Source organism: Guptibacillus sedimenti, from assembly GCF_028610665.1.
Classification (GTDB): Bacteria; Bacillota; Bacilli; order Bacillales; family Guptibacillaceae; genus Guptibacillus; species Guptibacillus sedimenti.
In genome coordinates, this window is record NZ_JAQQWV010000001.1 from 264,781 (window position 1) to 278,734 (window position 13,954).

The following is a 13,954-nucleotide window of genomic DNA, read 5'->3' on the forward strand; positions in this document are numbered from 1 at the left end:
TCACTGTCTTCACTAAGAAAAGCTAGAAAAATGGTAGGGTGGCCATGGTCCAGACACTTCAAATTTCCATCCGGCTTCTTTAAAATCTCCCTCGTATTGCTCGACGTTGTTTAAAAACGGCTCAACGTTAGGCGAAGGGAGGAGAAAAACGCTATTCCACGCCATTTTTTCCTTACGGCCAGTTACATCCTTACCCCAGGTTTTCTTAATACTTCCGTAGAGAGAAACGCTCTTAAGCTTTTCATGAATGTCTTCACAAAAACGGTTTTTCTCATCTTCGAGTTCTTGATTGATCAGCTCGTCCATTTTCTTTTTCTCGAAAAATTGCCTGCCACGAGGTAAAGCACTAATTTCTTCTCGTTTCGCTTTAATGACCGGATTGCTTTCACTTACTTGTTTCTTGATCTCCTCGTCATTACAATAAATTTTAAGATTCCATTCTTCGTTTCCATCAAGCAGCTCAAACGTTTCCTTCAGCTTCGTTTTGTTTTTATTAACCGTTTCTCGTAAGCTTTCTTCATTTTTATAAAGCGTACAGAATTTTAACGGGACGGTCGTATACTGCTTTGCGAGCTGTTGCACCGTTTCATGATGATGAAATGCTTTTTCTTGTAGCCATTCCATATCATTGTTGATTTTGTCGCTAATCGTTTCTTCTGAATAGGCTGCATGATCCAGGTGACAAACGATTGCTGTCACGTCTTCATTAGGAAGCATAAAGATCTCATGCTCACCATCAAACCCTTTTACAGAAGGGAGGGGATGAGTTGCTTCACTTGTTGGGATAAGACCGTATAAGTAGAGGAGGTCCCCCATATCGTCACCTTCCATCTTTTTTCGTTAATTCTTCCCATTGCTCCATTTCTCTCTGCTTCGCAATTTCATAGCGCAGCAGCAATTCTTCTTCTTTTTCCGTATAAGCATCTTCTGGCAGTTCGCCAAGCTCGTACATCATTTGAAGCTGAATTAACTTCTTTTGAATGGTAGGAAGATCGTATAATTCTTTATCTGCTTCTTCTTTAATTTTCTCACCGACTTTAATGACAAGATCAAAAGGCGCGGTAACCAGTTTGTGTATCATTACGCTTCTTCTACCTTTAAGTGAATGTTGACGAAATTATAGGCGGGCCATGGGCCGGTATAATTAAAATCAACTTTGTCTTTCCACTTCTCATGAGCTTCATTTACCTTCTGATCAAATTCCTGCTCACGATCGCGGTCTATAAGGAATGAGGCATTTAAAAGCATTTTTTCACCAAGCGGGTCATTTACTTTCGCCGACTCTGCCGTTTCTTCTAATGGAACGAAAATCTCCTGTTCAATTTCTTTTTGAAGGGAGACGAAGAACTTTTGTGCCATTCCTCCAAGCTGAATCCGTTCATAATAGCCAGCCGCTTCTGATTTCCCTTTGACAGCTGCTGCCATTTTCTCTACCTCAGGGTTGTCGTTCACAGCAGCTTCAAGCCATTCTTTTTTACCAATCACTTTTAATCCAACTTCGATTTTGCCTTTAATATTCGGAAAAAGGTTCACGAATTGCGGGTAGAGGTTTTCAAGGAGAACCTTTACATCGTCTTTCGATTTAAATACATTTCCGAAGCTAATTGGAATAACCGTATCCTTCTGACTCATCACTTGAGAGACGGCGTTCTGGTGAGATAAAAGGTTGTCTTTCTTAGGATGATAAATTTTCATCGGCACTTCTGCGGCCACCATCGCGGCATCTTTATAGCGAATCGTGAAAATGTCACGCGCTTCGTTTTCAAGCTCAATCGTTCCAAAATCATCATCCTGGTTCGTTTGAATGGCACAAAAAATATAAATGCCCGTTGTTTCTGCTTCACTCATCGTTGACACTCCTTTATTCCTTAACAACTTTCATGTTTTCACAAGCATCTCGTATCACTTTTTCTACGGATTCTTGGTCTTCTTCTAAGCATTCGCTCATCGTGTGAGCTGTTATATCCAGACATAGACGTTGAAAATCAGCGTTTTGTCCATCTATGGGAATATCAGATTCAATCGCGAGGGTGGCAATCATCATGGAAGCGCGCAAACTTGGTCCGTGATTCGAACAATGGCTCCTTAACTCTGAGATCATGGAAGTGACTGCGCGTGCTTCACTCATGACCAGGTTCGCTTTCTCAGATACGATTAGCGCCTCGCGTTCAGGATCTTTGTAATCGACATTGATCGTAATTAGGCGATCTAATAAGGCATCCTGCGTTCGGTAAACACCGGCATATTCGGCAGGATTGCTGGTGAAAATTACCGAGAATGCAGGGTGAACGCGGATAAAAGGTTCCGTTAACTTGGAACCGTATAATGGAAGAATGCCTTCTTCAAGAATCGATAGGAAAAGGTTATTTGTCGTTGGTTGTGAACGCGTAAATTCGTCGTAGACGAGCGTATAGCCATTTTTCACAGCTTCCAACAAGCGCCCATCTCGCCACGTTTCCGTCACGCTTTCATCTTTCTTATAAACCGATCGAACATATTGATCGACGACTTTTTTACTTGTATAACCAGTAAAATCACCAATTAAATCTTTGTTGTTTAACTCATGATTTCCATGGATAAGCATCACCGGACGATTTCGCTTTTTTGCTAAAGCTAGGGCAAGAGATGTTTTTCCAGCACCTGATGGGCCGATATAGTGGACAGGATAGCCGGATTTCAGGTACTGAAGTGAACGTGAGAGCAGTTCCTTTGTTTCGTCATCCTGTATAAGCGCGCGTCGATCCTTTTTCTTGTGATTCGTTAAAACGGTCACGTCACATACCTCCTGCTCGTCGCCTACATTTCTTGTCCGATCGCACTTCGATAGCGGACGTCACGTCTCGTAAACGAGACCACTTCTTTTTCATTATTTAAAAGCACTTCATACGTTCCGAGCATTTCATCTTTCGCGTACTTTTTCATATATTCTTTTTCTTCGATCACTTCAGCAATCACTTTCCAGCCTTCTTGGTCGTTCATTTCGACGGAAGTAATTTTATGGAGGGGAGCTACATGCTGGTTAAAAAAATCGGCTACTTGATTCATAATTTCCTTGATTTCCATAGTGTCCTCCTATCGTAATAGGGGAGGCGGCGAACCGCCTCACAATTGTTTTCAGTTAAATACTAAACTGTGCGTTACGCTCATTCTGTTGATTCGCGAGACCCTCTTCTTGAACGTCATCACGAAGCAGACCAACGGCTTCCGCATAACGGAGCCACGTATCGACACTGGCAATGACGACGCGAGCTTCAATCGTAAGAATCTCAATTCCTACAACCGAGACGCGAGCGAAAGCGTCAATGACAATCCCCTTATCAAGAATACGGTCGATTACCTCAGCTAGACTTGAACTATCGGCACTTTTTTGAATAGCCATCATCATTCTCCTTTCATTCTTAAGATGTGATCCGTTTAATGTCTTTCGACGATTTAATGTTTTCAGAGCTTTTAATTTCAGTGGAGCTTTTAATGTCGAGTGAACTTTTGATATCACTCACGCCTTTAAGACTTCCAACGCCTTTCACTTTTGTCTTCTTCTGATCAGAATCGGACATTTTTTCCTGGAACTCTTCGCCGGCTTCTTTTGCATTTCCAAGCTTTTCGCGAACAGATAAAAGCACATCTTGTACTTTCTCTTTCGCCTCTTCCGCTTTAGAATGAACGTTTTCCGCGTTTTCCTCTTTGGTTTTCTCCAATTTCTCAGAAGCTTCATTGACCTTTGATTGGACGCCGTCCTGCACGTGATCGCGCATATCATCAGCGAATTTTTCCTTTGCCTTGTCCATAACCTTTTCTTTCACCGGCTCAGGCGTATGTTCCGCGACCTTCTTTGCAATTTTCTTGCCGACACTCATCGAATTCCCCCTTAAGGGACGTCTGTTATTTTGAATCTACTAAGCTAGAAAGCATGTTTTCAATGCGATCTAATCGTTCGTTTAACTGCTTGTTTTCTTCTTTAATTTCATCTATTTCTTCATTAGAAGAGGAAGCTGCTACTTCATCGTTCGCTTGTTGCTGTTCTCCGCCACCCTTTTTCGTTGATGAGAGGAGACGCCCTTCATATTTACTCATATAACCAGTCGCCGTTTGCCTCAACGTAATCATGGCTTGTTCTGTTATGAATTCTTGTGCCGATCTTCTTAGTTCCTTACCGGCATTTCTTACTGCTTCGGATTTGCCGAGGCTTTCAACGACTTTTTTGCCTGTTCCAGGATTTGAAAGTAAGCCAACCCCGGCGCCAACAACGCCACCAATGATGGCGTAATTCATGGATGGGCGTTCACCCGTTTCTTGTTTCTGTTTCGCGCCGCTTTCGGGCTGCGATAAGATTTTTCCGCTTGTATGATTCACATCGTTTTCACTCATGTTTTTCCCTCATCTCTATTAGAATGGTTTTACTAAACACTAAACTGAGGTGCACGATCGTTACTTTGCTTCGCCAGACCTTCTTCTTGCACGTCATCTCGAAGTAATCCGACGGCTTCAGCATAACGAAGCCATGTATCCACACTTGCAATTACGACGCGAGCTTCAATTGTTAGAATTTCAATCCCAACAAGAGAGACTCTCGCAAATGCATCAATGACAATTCCTTTGTCGAGAATACGGTCAATTACTTCCGCCAGACTCGAACTATCGGCACTTTTTTGAATACTCATGCTTCCACTCCTTATTCATAAATAGTTGTTATGCGACTTTTGAACCGGATTGTTTTAGTAGAGTTGAACGTTGATTAATTCGGAATATACCTCGGTCTGACGCTCTTGAAACCATCACAATTCCTCAAAAATCTTAAAAGAGACATTTTTTAAACTTCTTTTTGAAATTTTCAACACTTTTGTAATAAAAGTTTCCTTATTTCATAAGGGATTAGACAATATTCAGGGATTTACTAAGACAAATATTACAAATATATAACAGTTAATGGACTTTTTTTGATGATTGAAACCGCTCTCGCAAAAGTAGTACAAAAGGCAGAGTGGTGGGGGTTGAAGGGTAAAATAAAAGAGGCAAATGGTGGTAAAAAGGGGAGGGGGGGTCAGGCGCGAGCCTGACCCCCTCCGCAAACAACAGTCCTCCTACAAAGAACACCCTCAATTCTTCTTGACCCCACCATCCATTTAAACTACACTGTGTAGTGTGAGGTGGACGCGATGAAAATTCAGCAGTTCAAGACAAATGAGACGGGGTTGAATCGTTTCTTTGGTTCGCTTGAAGCGAAGATAATGGACATCCTTTGGGATGGTCCGGAGATGACGATTAAAGATGTGAAGCAAAAGCTTGATCAGGAAAAGAGTACGAACTTTAACACGGTGATGACGGTCATGAATCGTCTTGTTGATAAAGGCGTACTTGCGAAGAGAACGGAGAAGCGAACGTCCATGTTCAAGCCGGTTTTCTCAAAAGAAGAGTTTTTACAAACGCAGTCGAAAGAGCTAACGCAGGATTTGATGGATGAATTCGGTCCGCTAGCGGTTAATCATATGCTTGACGCGCTTGATGAAGCAGATCCTATTCTGATTGAAAAGCTTGAGCAAAAAATCAAGCAGCTAAAGGAGAAGTAAGATGAAAATCAAACAGACAGGGCTTGTTTTCACGCTGTCTCTTTTTCTCGTCGCAGCTGTGATCGTGCAAATGGCGATGTACAGTCTGCATCTTTTCTCAAACTGGAATCTGATGTTTACCGTTCTTGAAGCTTGTCATAACTTGTTTCGCGCAATCGGCATATCATCGATGAATGTTTTTTTAGAAGTGCTGATTCTTTCAACGATCGCACTTGTCGTGATCGTCCTCGTGAAGCAGATCGAACGGTACTTCACTTTTTCAAAACGAGTGTCGCTTCTACAAGACGACTTAGCTACAAAAAAGGTAATTGTTCTCTATAATCTGCACCAAATCACCGTTATCACAAGCGAAGAACCGATCGCACTTACATATGGGCTAAAACCGAAGATCGTACTTTCGACTGCGCTTGTGAACATGTTTACTGAAGAAGAGCTTCGTGCCGTCATTTGTCATGAACAATTTCACCAACAGCATCGTGACCCGTTAAAAAAGTTTCTCATCACGCTTCTTGTTACCGCGCTCTGGTACGTTCCGATCCTCAAATGGGTATCGAAACACTATCAAACGCTGAGGGAGATCGAGGCGGATAAATTCGCGATGTTACAAACAAACAATATGCTCGACCTTAGTAGTGCACTTTTAAAATTGTTGAAAAACGAGCACAGGCAGCGACACGCGTTTGCCGTTTCGTTCGCAGATACGTCTGTGAATGACCGCATTCAGCACATTCTTTCTCCTGAAAAAGAAGTACATGCTACACTGCCTGTGGGAACCATACTTTATTCAGTCTTTATCGTCTTAGGGTTAACCGTCATGTTCACGGTGGCGACACCCTAATTCTTTTTCGAAAATGAACACTACACTACGTAGTGCAAAGCAAAGGAGAAATCATATATGAAATTATCACCAAACGTCGCCCTAGTCGTCCTTCGTCTCGCTCTTGGAGTTATTTTCACCGTCCATGGATTTGATAAGTTTGCAGGAGGAATTGAAAATACCGTTGGATTTTTTGAAAGCATTGGCATAAGTGGTGGATTAGCTTATGTCGTGGCCACAATCGAACTTCTAGGTGGTCTTCTTATGATTGCTGGTCTCGGAACACGCATCGTCGCTGCGCTTTTTATCATTGTGATGCTCGGAGCGATTTTTACGGTGAAAAGCGGAACGGGATTTATTGGAGGTTACGAGTTTGATCTCGCCCTTCTCGGTATGTCACTCGCGCTACTTATAAGCGGTGGTGGAACGATTTCTGTCGACAACAAACTTTTTTCAAAACAAGCCGAAGGGGTTCAAAGATAATGGCAAATTCTAAAAACAAAAAGAAGAACCAGGCGACGAAGTTAAAACAGAAGCCGAAAGCGTGGATGTATGGATTAGCGGCTGCGGCGGCTGTTGTTATCGTCGTTGTCATCATCATGACAACTGGATCAAACTCGGGCGGATCGAGTGAAGAAGCAATGAACCAGCCTTTTCTTGGAGATGAAAATGCCCAGGTGGAAGTGATCGAATTTGGTGATTACAAATGTCCTTACTGCAAAGCATTTGAACAATCGTTTTTCCCGCAAATCGATCAGGAGCTAATTCAAACAGGCGATGTTAAATTTACGTTCATGAACTATCCGTTTATTAATGTGGATTCCAATCGCTCGGCGGAATTTGCTGAAGTCGTGTATCAAGAGCTCGGCAACGACGTTTTCTGGGAGTTCCATAGCTTAATGTATGAAAAGCAAACCGAAGGAACGGAACAGCAGGATATTTATACGGAGGATTACCTCTTCGATACGTTAAAAGAAATCACCGATGAAGAGAAAGCTGAGCAAGTGCTCACTGCATTTCAGGACGGTGCTGGTGAAGAAGCGGTGGAGTACGATCTTAAGCGTGCGAAGGATCTAGACGTCAGCGGGACACCGGCGCTATTCGTAAACGGTGAACCGTTTGAAGGGCAGACGATCGAGGATTTGAAGAAAATGGTGGAGGAAGCGAAGTAAGGATAGGAGTAAGTTGAAGGAAATAGAAGCCGTCAGTGGTTCACTTGTTGTGAGCCACTGACGGCTTTTTTATGATGTGATAGGAAGGTTCATGTGATTGCGCAATTACAAATGGATATGTGTTGTAAATATTGTACAATTGAAAGTGGGGCAGGGGGTCAGGCTCGTGCCTGACCCCCTCAAAAGACAAAAGCGTGAAAAGTGTCCCTCACACAGGGACACTTTTCACATTGTATAAAAGCACTCAGTGCTTCGAAGCCTTATGAGTAGAGGGTTTTAAAGGATTGGTGGAGGTAAGGGGTCAGGCTCGAACCCGACCCCATCAAAGAACCCCATCAAAGAACCCCATCAAAGAACAAACCAAAGTGAGGTGCTTATAGTTGAAACTATTAATGGTTGAAGATGATAAGACGATTGCGACAGGGCTTGACTATTCCTTGCAAAACGAGGGGTATGAGACGATTGTCTGCTATAATGCTGCATCGGTAAGGGACGTGCTGTCGGAGCAACTACATAAAATCGATTTGTGTTTATTTGATTTATCCTTACCAGATGGTAGCGGGTATGATCTTTGTGAGTTTGTTAAGAAACGGAGCGATATACCGGTCATTTTTCTGACAGCATTTGATGATGAAGTGAATGTGGTGATGGGGCTTGATATGGGGGCGGATGATTACATCACAAAGCCGTTTCGCATTCGTGAGCTACTTTCACGAATTAAGTCAGTGTTGCGTCGTTACAATAAGCAGCCTCAGTCGCAGTCTACTAATTTGATTACGATCGAAGATATTAGAATCAATATGCTTGAAGGGAAAGTATATAAGAAAGGTGAGGAAGTGCTCCTCACGGCTCTTGAGTACAGGCTTTTCCTCATTTTCGCTAATCATGTTGGACAGGTTTTAACGAGAAATCAATTATTAGAACGGATATGGGATGTGGCTGGTGATTTCGTTAACGACAATACGCTGACAGTCTACATCAAGCGGCTTCGCGAAAAGCTAGAGGATAACCCACAGAGCCCGAAAATCATTAAAACTGTACGTGGATTAGGTTATAAGGTGGGTGATTAGGTTGCTGCGTAATCGCGAAATTCGGCTTTTTGCTCTCATTCTTTCCGGTATTATTGTGCTCGCCATCGGGCTCGCTGCGTTCACACTCTCTTTTTATGCGGCGCTTTTCACCTTCATCATATCGCTCCTGCTCGTCAGTTGCTTTGTGCTTTTTACAAGGTGGCGCTACCGTGAAATTGAGCAGCTTTCCGGCTATTTAAGGCGGATCAGTAATGGCGATTACACGCTTGATGTCAGAAACAATCATGAGGGCGAGCTCAGTATTTTAAAGAATGACATTTATAAGGTGACAATGATGCTTTCAGAGCAGCATGCCCTTTTACAAGAAGATAAAGTGAAGCTAACCAACGCCATTTCAGACATCTCGCACCAGCTCAAAACGCCGCTCACTTCCATGCTCGTCATGGTGGATTTAGTGAGTGATCCGAAGTTAGATGAGAGGAAGCGGGTTGAGTTCACGACAAACATCCGCGTTCAATTAGAAAGAATTGAATGGCTTGTTTCTTCCTTATTAAAATTATCAAAAATCGATGCTGGGACGATTACGTTTAAAAAAGAAAGCATTTCTCCTGGGGAAGTTATCCAAAAAGCCATTGAACCTATCCTCATTCCAGTCGATATTAAGCAGCAAAATCTCTCGATCACGGGAGATGATACGATTACATTCGTTGGTGATTTCAACTGGACGTCTGAGGCACTTCTTAACATCTTGAAAAATTGCGTTGAGCATACGGGAGAGGGTGGGGCCATTTCACTTTCCTATACCGATAACCCGCTCTATACCGAAATCACAATTGCTGACAACGGAATTGGTATTCCAAAAGAAGATCTACCGTACATCTTTAAGCGCTTTTATAGGGGAAAGAATGCTTGCGATGATAGCGTAGGCATCGGTCTTGCGATGGCGTACAGCATTGTGACGAGCCAGAATGGGGACATTGAAGTTATCAGTGAAAAGGGCGCGGGGACCGAGTTTAGAATCAAGTTTTACAAGCAAGTGGTTTAAAAATGGCAAGGTGACGAAACTGTCACTTTAGAGTCACTTTACCGTCATTTTAGGCAGATAAACTGAAGATACATTAAATTAATGGGGGAATCTGCAATGGAAATTTTAAAAATAGAAAATCTGTCTAAAGTGTACGGCAAAGGCGAAACGGCAGTGAAGGCGCTCGATGATGTTTCCTTTTCGGTGAACAAGGGAGAATTTGTGGTCATTATAGGACCATCTGGTTCTGGAAAATCAACGTTGCTTCATATGCTCGGCGGAGTGGATAGACCGACAAGCGGCAATGTTCTCGTCGATAATACCAATATTTATGAGCTAGATGAAACGCAGCTTGCTATTTTTAGAAGAAGGCAAATTGGACTCATTTATCAATTTTATAATTTAATTCCGATCTTATCTGTGGAAGAAAACATGACCCTTCCGATGCTATTAGATGAACACAAAGTCGACAAGAAACAGCTTGAGAATATTGTTAACACGCTAGGCTTACAAAATCGACTGGGGCATTTGCCAAACCAGTTATCTGGAGGGCAGCAGCAGCGGGTTTCCATTGGAAGAGCGCTTATTAGTAATCCTGCGATAATGCTCGCCGATGAGCCGACTGGAAATCTGGATAGTCAAAACAGTAGCGAAATCATGGAACTTCTGAAAATGTTTAATAAAACATACAACCAAACGCTTATTGTGATTACACATGACGAAAGGATCGCGCTCCAAGCGGATCGCGTCATTTCCATTGAAGATGGAAGGATTGCCAAAGACGAGGTGATTCGTCCATGAACATCGTGAACAAATTGACCGTCAGGCATTTAAAAGAAAACAAGAGGCGGACGCTCGTTACCATCATAGGCGTCATTATTTCTGTCGCGATGGTGACCGCTGTCGCCACGCTTGGCGTCTCGTTCATGGATCTCCTCCAGCGACAATCGATCGCGACAGATGGCGAATGGCATGTTCAATATGAGAACGTAAATACGGATCAAATTGAAGCCATTGAAAAAGACGAAGCGACCAGTACGCTCGTTCTCGCCAACAATGTGGGTTATGCCGAATTAGATGAGCCACAAAATGAAAGCAAGCCTTATCTGTTTATTAAAGAATACAATGAGCAAGGATTTAACAACTTTCCGATCGAAATCAGCGAAGGACGCTTGCCGAAGGATGATCATGAAATTGTGTTGTCTGAAGAAATTTTAGCGAATTCAGGCATGAACCTTGAGATTGGCGATCAAGTTACAGTAGATGTTGGCGAACGCCAGATGGAAGGGATTGCTCATCCCTTTTCTCAAAATGATCCGCTGCAAACGGATGTGGAAGGAGCAAGTGAATCATTAGAAAACACGGAGCCCAGAACGTACACGGTCGTTGGAACAATCACACGTCCGACCTGGGAACCAGCCTGGGCACCTGGTTATACAGCGATTAGTTATGTTGACCAAAGCCTCATGAACAGTACGGATAAAGTCGATGCCGTGGTGGTTTTAAATAAAGTGAAACGGTCCCTTTATAAACATGCAGAAACGCTGGTGAGCGAAAATAATATTGAAAACGTCTCGTTTAACGATGATCTGCTGCGTTACTATGGCGTGACGGACAACGATAATCTATTAAAAACGATGCTACTACTAGCTGGTATTATTATGAGCGTAATCATCATTGGTTCTGTCGCTTTAATTTATAATGCTTTTGCGATTAGTGTATCGGAGCGATCGAGACACTTAGGGATGCTGTCGAGCGTCGGGGCGACGAAACGCCAAAAGCAAACATCGGTCTTTTTTGAAGGAGCGATTATTGGTGTCATCAGTATTCCAATCGGAATTCTTGCTGGTCTCGGTGGCATTGCAGCGACGTTCCTGTTCATTAACTCCTTTATTGAAGGGGCGCTTGGAGGGACGGAAAAGCTCCGCGTGGTGGCGACACCGATGTCTATTCTTATAGCATGCGGGATTTCAGTGATTACGATTTTTATTTCATCCTATATGCCAGCGCGGAAAGCATCGAAGGTCTCTGCCATTGATGCAATTCGACAAACTCAGGATATTAAGCTAACTGGCAAAACGGTGAAAACGTCAAAGTTTATTCGAAAATTATTTGGGATTGAAGCGGAAATTGGCTTGAAGAATTTAAAGCGGAATAAAAGAAGGTACCAAGTGACGGTCTTCTCGCTTGTAATCAGCATTATCCTTTTCTTGTCGGTGTCCTATTTTACATCGAATTTAGAAAAATCTCTTGAGCTATCACAGCAAAACATCAATTTTGATATTCAAGTAAGTGGACAGAGAGTAGGGAAAGAAGATCTCGAGCCGTTTACGAAGCTCAAAAATGTAACAAAATCCACTTTTAAATTAAGGATCTACACCTAACGACATTTGTGGATCCTGATGCTGTCCCAATAGATTTACAAAAAACCTTAACTGAGGATTACGGCCTTTTGAAGGATGGCAAATACCAATATAATGCGGTTTTACATGGATTAGATGAACGTAGTTTTCATGCTTATGCAAAAAAGGTAGGCGTGGAGGAGGAGAAATTAACGGATCAGGCCGGAATCGTCATTGAAAACATCTCCTTTAGAGATCGCGAGTCAGGTCAATTTAAGGAGTCGAAAGCCCTTAACACCGAACCTGGTGAAAAGATTAAACTTTACACGATGAATTATGAAACAGAAGAAGCAACATTAATAAATGAAATTCAAATTGGAGCCTTAGCCGATGAGGTGCCAATGGGAGTGAGTGCGTCTGGCGCAGGTGGAATTGACGTTATCGTTTCAGAGGAAACCATGAATCAGTTGATTGATACCAGTGTTGAAGAAAATGTTCAAACGAATCTCTACATGAATAGTTCGGATCCAATGGCGACGCAGGAAGCGATTGAAGAAGGAGAACGAAACGATCTATACGTTTACAATGTGTTCCAAAATCGACAGCGTGATCAGCAGATGATCCTCTTTATGTCAGTCTTCACGTACGGATTTATTACCTTGATATCGCTTATCTCCATCGCGAATATCTTCAATACGATCTCGACAAGTATTTCGCTTCGAAAGCGAGAATTTGCGATGCTGAAATCGATTGGCATGACACCGAAAGGATTTAATAAAATGATGAACTACGAAAGCATCTTCTATGGCATGAAGGCGATCCTGTACGGATTTCCACTTAGCATTGCGATCATGTATGTGATGTATCTCTCATTTAGAAATACATTTGTCTATGGATTTACTCTTCCATGGATGAGCCTTCTCTTTGTGGTCGTCGCCATCTTCATCATCGTTGGTTCGGCGATGCTTTACTCGATTAAGAAATTAGAGAAGAACAATATTGTCGATACGTTGAAGCAGGAGAATGTGTAGGTGTGGTGGAGGAGGGGGTCAGGCTCGAGCCTGACCCCACTAAAAGACAAAAGCAGCAAAAGTGTCCTCAATGGAGAGACACTTTTGCTGCTTTTTGTGAGGACGAAAATCCCTTTAAAGTGTTGAGGGAGAAGAGTTATCGATAGATATAAATCTGAATGGGGTCAGGCTCGAACCAGACCCCCTCCCCATATACTGTGCCTATCACATGCAAAAAAGGAGTTCAATCATGTACCCATACTATCGCACCCTCGAAGAAGACATTGCGACTGCCATTAACGGAGAATATAGCGCCATTCAGTGTTACAAAAAGTTAGCTCAGCTCGCTCCGAATGAAACCGAGCGAGATCGCATTCTAGAAATTCGAAAAGATGAGAAAAGGCACTTTAAATTGTTCAAGTCCATTTATACCCAACTGACCGGTCAAGAGCCTTCTCCAAAGCTAACCGAAGTATGTCCGACAAACTATTGGGCAGGCCTTGATGCCTCTTTGAACGATGAACAAGACGCAGCAGATTTCTATAGAAGAGTGGCTGATCAAACGAATAATCCGTTCATCAAAGAGGCGTTCACTGGCGCAGCCTTAGATGAGCAAAACCACGCCGTCTGGTTTTTGTATTTCTTAACGAAGAGAAGGTAGTAAGAAAGTCGTGTGGTGCCAGGGAGGAGCCTGACCCCCAAAAAAGACAACAGTTCCCCCCACTCATACAATCATGTATAATAAACCTGTTACGAAATTTCATAGTGATCGATTCAGGTGTCTTTTCAATGAAGACTTAAAAGGGAAGCTGGTGCAATTCCAGCGCGGTCCCGCCACTGTAAATGGTCGCTTGCTGCAGAATCCACTGTTCGCACAACGAATGGGAAGGAGCAGCACGCGAGAACCATGAGCCAGGAGACCTGCCTGAATCAAGCGCGAACAGCCTACGAGGATAGGGATGTGCGAACGGATTCAGGTGTAGCTTTTGGC

General features: G+C 42.9%; 17 protein-coding genes, 1 pseudogene and 1 riboswitch. Of the genes and pseudogenes, 9 read left to right on the top strand and 9 right to left on the bottom strand.

What is annotated here, in order from left to right:
• Positions 1 to 12: 12 nt before the first annotated feature.
• From PQ578_RS01340 to gvpJ (PQ578_RS01380), 9 genes are read right to left on the bottom strand one after another with little or no spacing between them, the layout of a single operon-like run.
• The gene (locus tag PQ578_RS01340; protein WP_273831841.1) at positions 13 to 816 is read right to left on the bottom strand and encodes a GvpL/GvpF family gas vesicle protein; all 804 of its coding nucleotides are present in this window, start codon (positions 814 to 816) and stop codon (positions 13 to 15) included.
• Between the two features lie 4 nt (positions 817 to 820).
• Positions 821 to 1,081 carry a gas vesicle protein GvpG gene (locus tag PQ578_RS01345; RefSeq protein ID WP_224881618.1) on the bottom strand — a complete coding sequence of 87 codons (261 nt, stop codon included), beginning with the start codon at positions 1,079 to 1,081 and terminating at the stop codon, positions 821 to 823.
• The gene (locus PQ578_RS01350; protein ID WP_273831844.1) at positions 1,081 to 1,848 is read right to left on the bottom strand and encodes a GvpL/GvpF family gas vesicle protein; all 768 of its coding nucleotides are present in this window, start codon (positions 1,846 to 1,848) and stop codon (positions 1,081 to 1,083) included. The genes PQ578_RS01345 and PQ578_RS01350 overlap by 1 nt, the downstream gene beginning before the upstream one ends.
• A 13-nt stretch (positions 1,849 to 1,861) precedes the next feature.
• Positions 1,862 to 2,773 carry a gas vesicle protein GvpN gene (gvpN, locus tag PQ578_RS01355; RefSeq protein WP_194218444.1) on the bottom strand — a complete coding sequence of 304 codons (912 nt, stop codon included), beginning with the start codon at positions 2,771 to 2,773 and terminating at the stop codon, positions 1,862 to 1,864.
• Between the two features lie 23 nt (positions 2,774 to 2,796).
• A complete protein-coding gene (gvpO, locus tag PQ578_RS01360; RefSeq protein ID WP_273831845.1) occupies positions 2,797 to 3,063 on the bottom strand; it encodes a gas vesicle protein GvpO in 267 nt (88 codons plus the stop codon).
• Between the two features lie 55 nt (positions 3,064 to 3,118).
• Complete coding sequence (gvpJ, locus tag PQ578_RS01365; protein WP_159786140.1) at positions 3,119 to 3,379, bottom strand: gas vesicle protein GvpJ; 261 nt, start codon at positions 3,377 to 3,379, stop codon at positions 3,119 to 3,121.
• Positions 3,380 to 3,398: 19 nt separating this feature from the next.
• Positions 3,399 to 3,857: a gas vesicle protein GvpQ gene (gvpQ, locus tag PQ578_RS01370; RefSeq protein WP_273831846.1), complete on the bottom strand. Its 459-nt coding sequence runs from the start codon at positions 3,855 to 3,857 to the stop codon at positions 3,399 to 3,401.
• A gap of 25 nt (positions 3,858 to 3,882) precedes the next feature.
• Positions 3,883 to 4,368: a GvpT/GvpP family gas vesicle accessory protein gene (gene gvpT, locus PQ578_RS01375; RefSeq protein ID WP_273831847.1), complete on the bottom strand. Its 486-nt coding sequence runs from the start codon at positions 4,366 to 4,368 to the stop codon at positions 3,883 to 3,885.
• 32 nt (positions 4,369 to 4,400) lie between these two features.
• Positions 4,401 to 4,661, bottom strand: coding sequence for a gas vesicle protein GvpJ (gvpJ, locus tag PQ578_RS01380; protein WP_224881626.1), 261 nt, complete (start codon positions 4,659 to 4,661; stop codon positions 4,401 to 4,403).
• A 495-nt stretch (positions 4,662 to 5,156) separates the two neighbouring features.
• Between gvpJ (PQ578_RS01380) and PQ578_RS01385 the strand changes: the two genes are divergently transcribed.
• The 9 genes and pseudogenes from PQ578_RS01385 to PQ578_RS01425 all read left to right on the top strand — a co-directional run bounded on the left by PQ578_RS01385 (position 5,157) and on the right by PQ578_RS01425 (position 13,624).
• Positions 5,157 to 5,567: a BlaI/MecI/CopY family transcriptional regulator gene (locus tag PQ578_RS01385; protein WP_273831848.1), complete on the top strand. Its 411-nt coding sequence runs from the start codon at positions 5,157 to 5,159 to the stop codon at positions 5,565 to 5,567.
• Position 5,568: 1 nt separating this feature from the next.
• Positions 5,569 to 6,405 carry a M56 family metallopeptidase gene (locus tag PQ578_RS01390; protein WP_273831849.1) on the top strand — a complete coding sequence of 279 codons (837 nt, stop codon included), beginning with the start codon at positions 5,569 to 5,571 and terminating at the stop codon, positions 6,403 to 6,405.
• A 57-nt stretch (positions 6,406 to 6,462) separates the two neighbouring features.
• Entirely contained in the window at positions 6,463 to 6,867 is a 405-nt protein-coding gene (locus tag PQ578_RS01395; RefSeq protein ID WP_273831850.1) for a DoxX family protein, read from the top strand.
• Positions 6,867 to 7,556, top strand: a complete 690-nt coding sequence (locus tag PQ578_RS01400; protein WP_273831851.1) for a DsbA family protein — start codon at positions 6,867 to 6,869, stop codon at positions 7,554 to 7,556. Before PQ578_RS01395 ends, PQ578_RS01400 begins: the two co-directional genes overlap by 1 nt.
• Before the next feature lie 380 nt (positions 7,557 to 7,936).
• On the top strand, positions 7,937 to 8,626 hold the full coding sequence (locus tag PQ578_RS01405; protein ID WP_273831852.1) for a response regulator transcription factor: 690 nt from the start codon (positions 7,937 to 7,939) through the stop codon (positions 8,624 to 8,626).
• Between the two features lies 1 nt (position 8,627).
• Positions 8,628 to 9,632: a sensor histidine kinase gene (locus PQ578_RS01410; protein WP_273831853.1), complete on the top strand. Its 1,005-nt coding sequence runs from the start codon at positions 8,628 to 8,630 to the stop codon at positions 9,630 to 9,632.
• Between the two features lie 96 nt (positions 9,633 to 9,728).
• The gene (locus PQ578_RS01415; protein WP_273831854.1) at positions 9,729 to 10,412 is read left to right on the top strand and encodes an ABC transporter ATP-binding protein; all 684 of its coding nucleotides are present in this window, start codon (positions 9,729 to 9,731) and stop codon (positions 10,410 to 10,412) included.
• Positions 10,409 to 12,984, top strand: a pseudogene (locus tag PQ578_RS01420) (ABC transporter permease). The gene PQ578_RS01415 and the pseudogene PQ578_RS01420 overlap by 4 nt, the downstream one beginning before the upstream one ends.
• Positions 12,985 to 13,213: 229 nt before the next feature.
• Entirely contained in the window at positions 13,214 to 13,624 is a 411-nt protein-coding gene (locus tag PQ578_RS01425; protein WP_273831855.1) for a ferritin-like domain-containing protein, read from the top strand.
• Positions 13,625 to 13,722: 98 nt separating this feature from the next.
• Positions 13,723 to 13,906, top strand: a riboswitch (cobalamin riboswitch).
• Positions 13,907 to 13,954 lie beyond the last annotated feature (48 nt).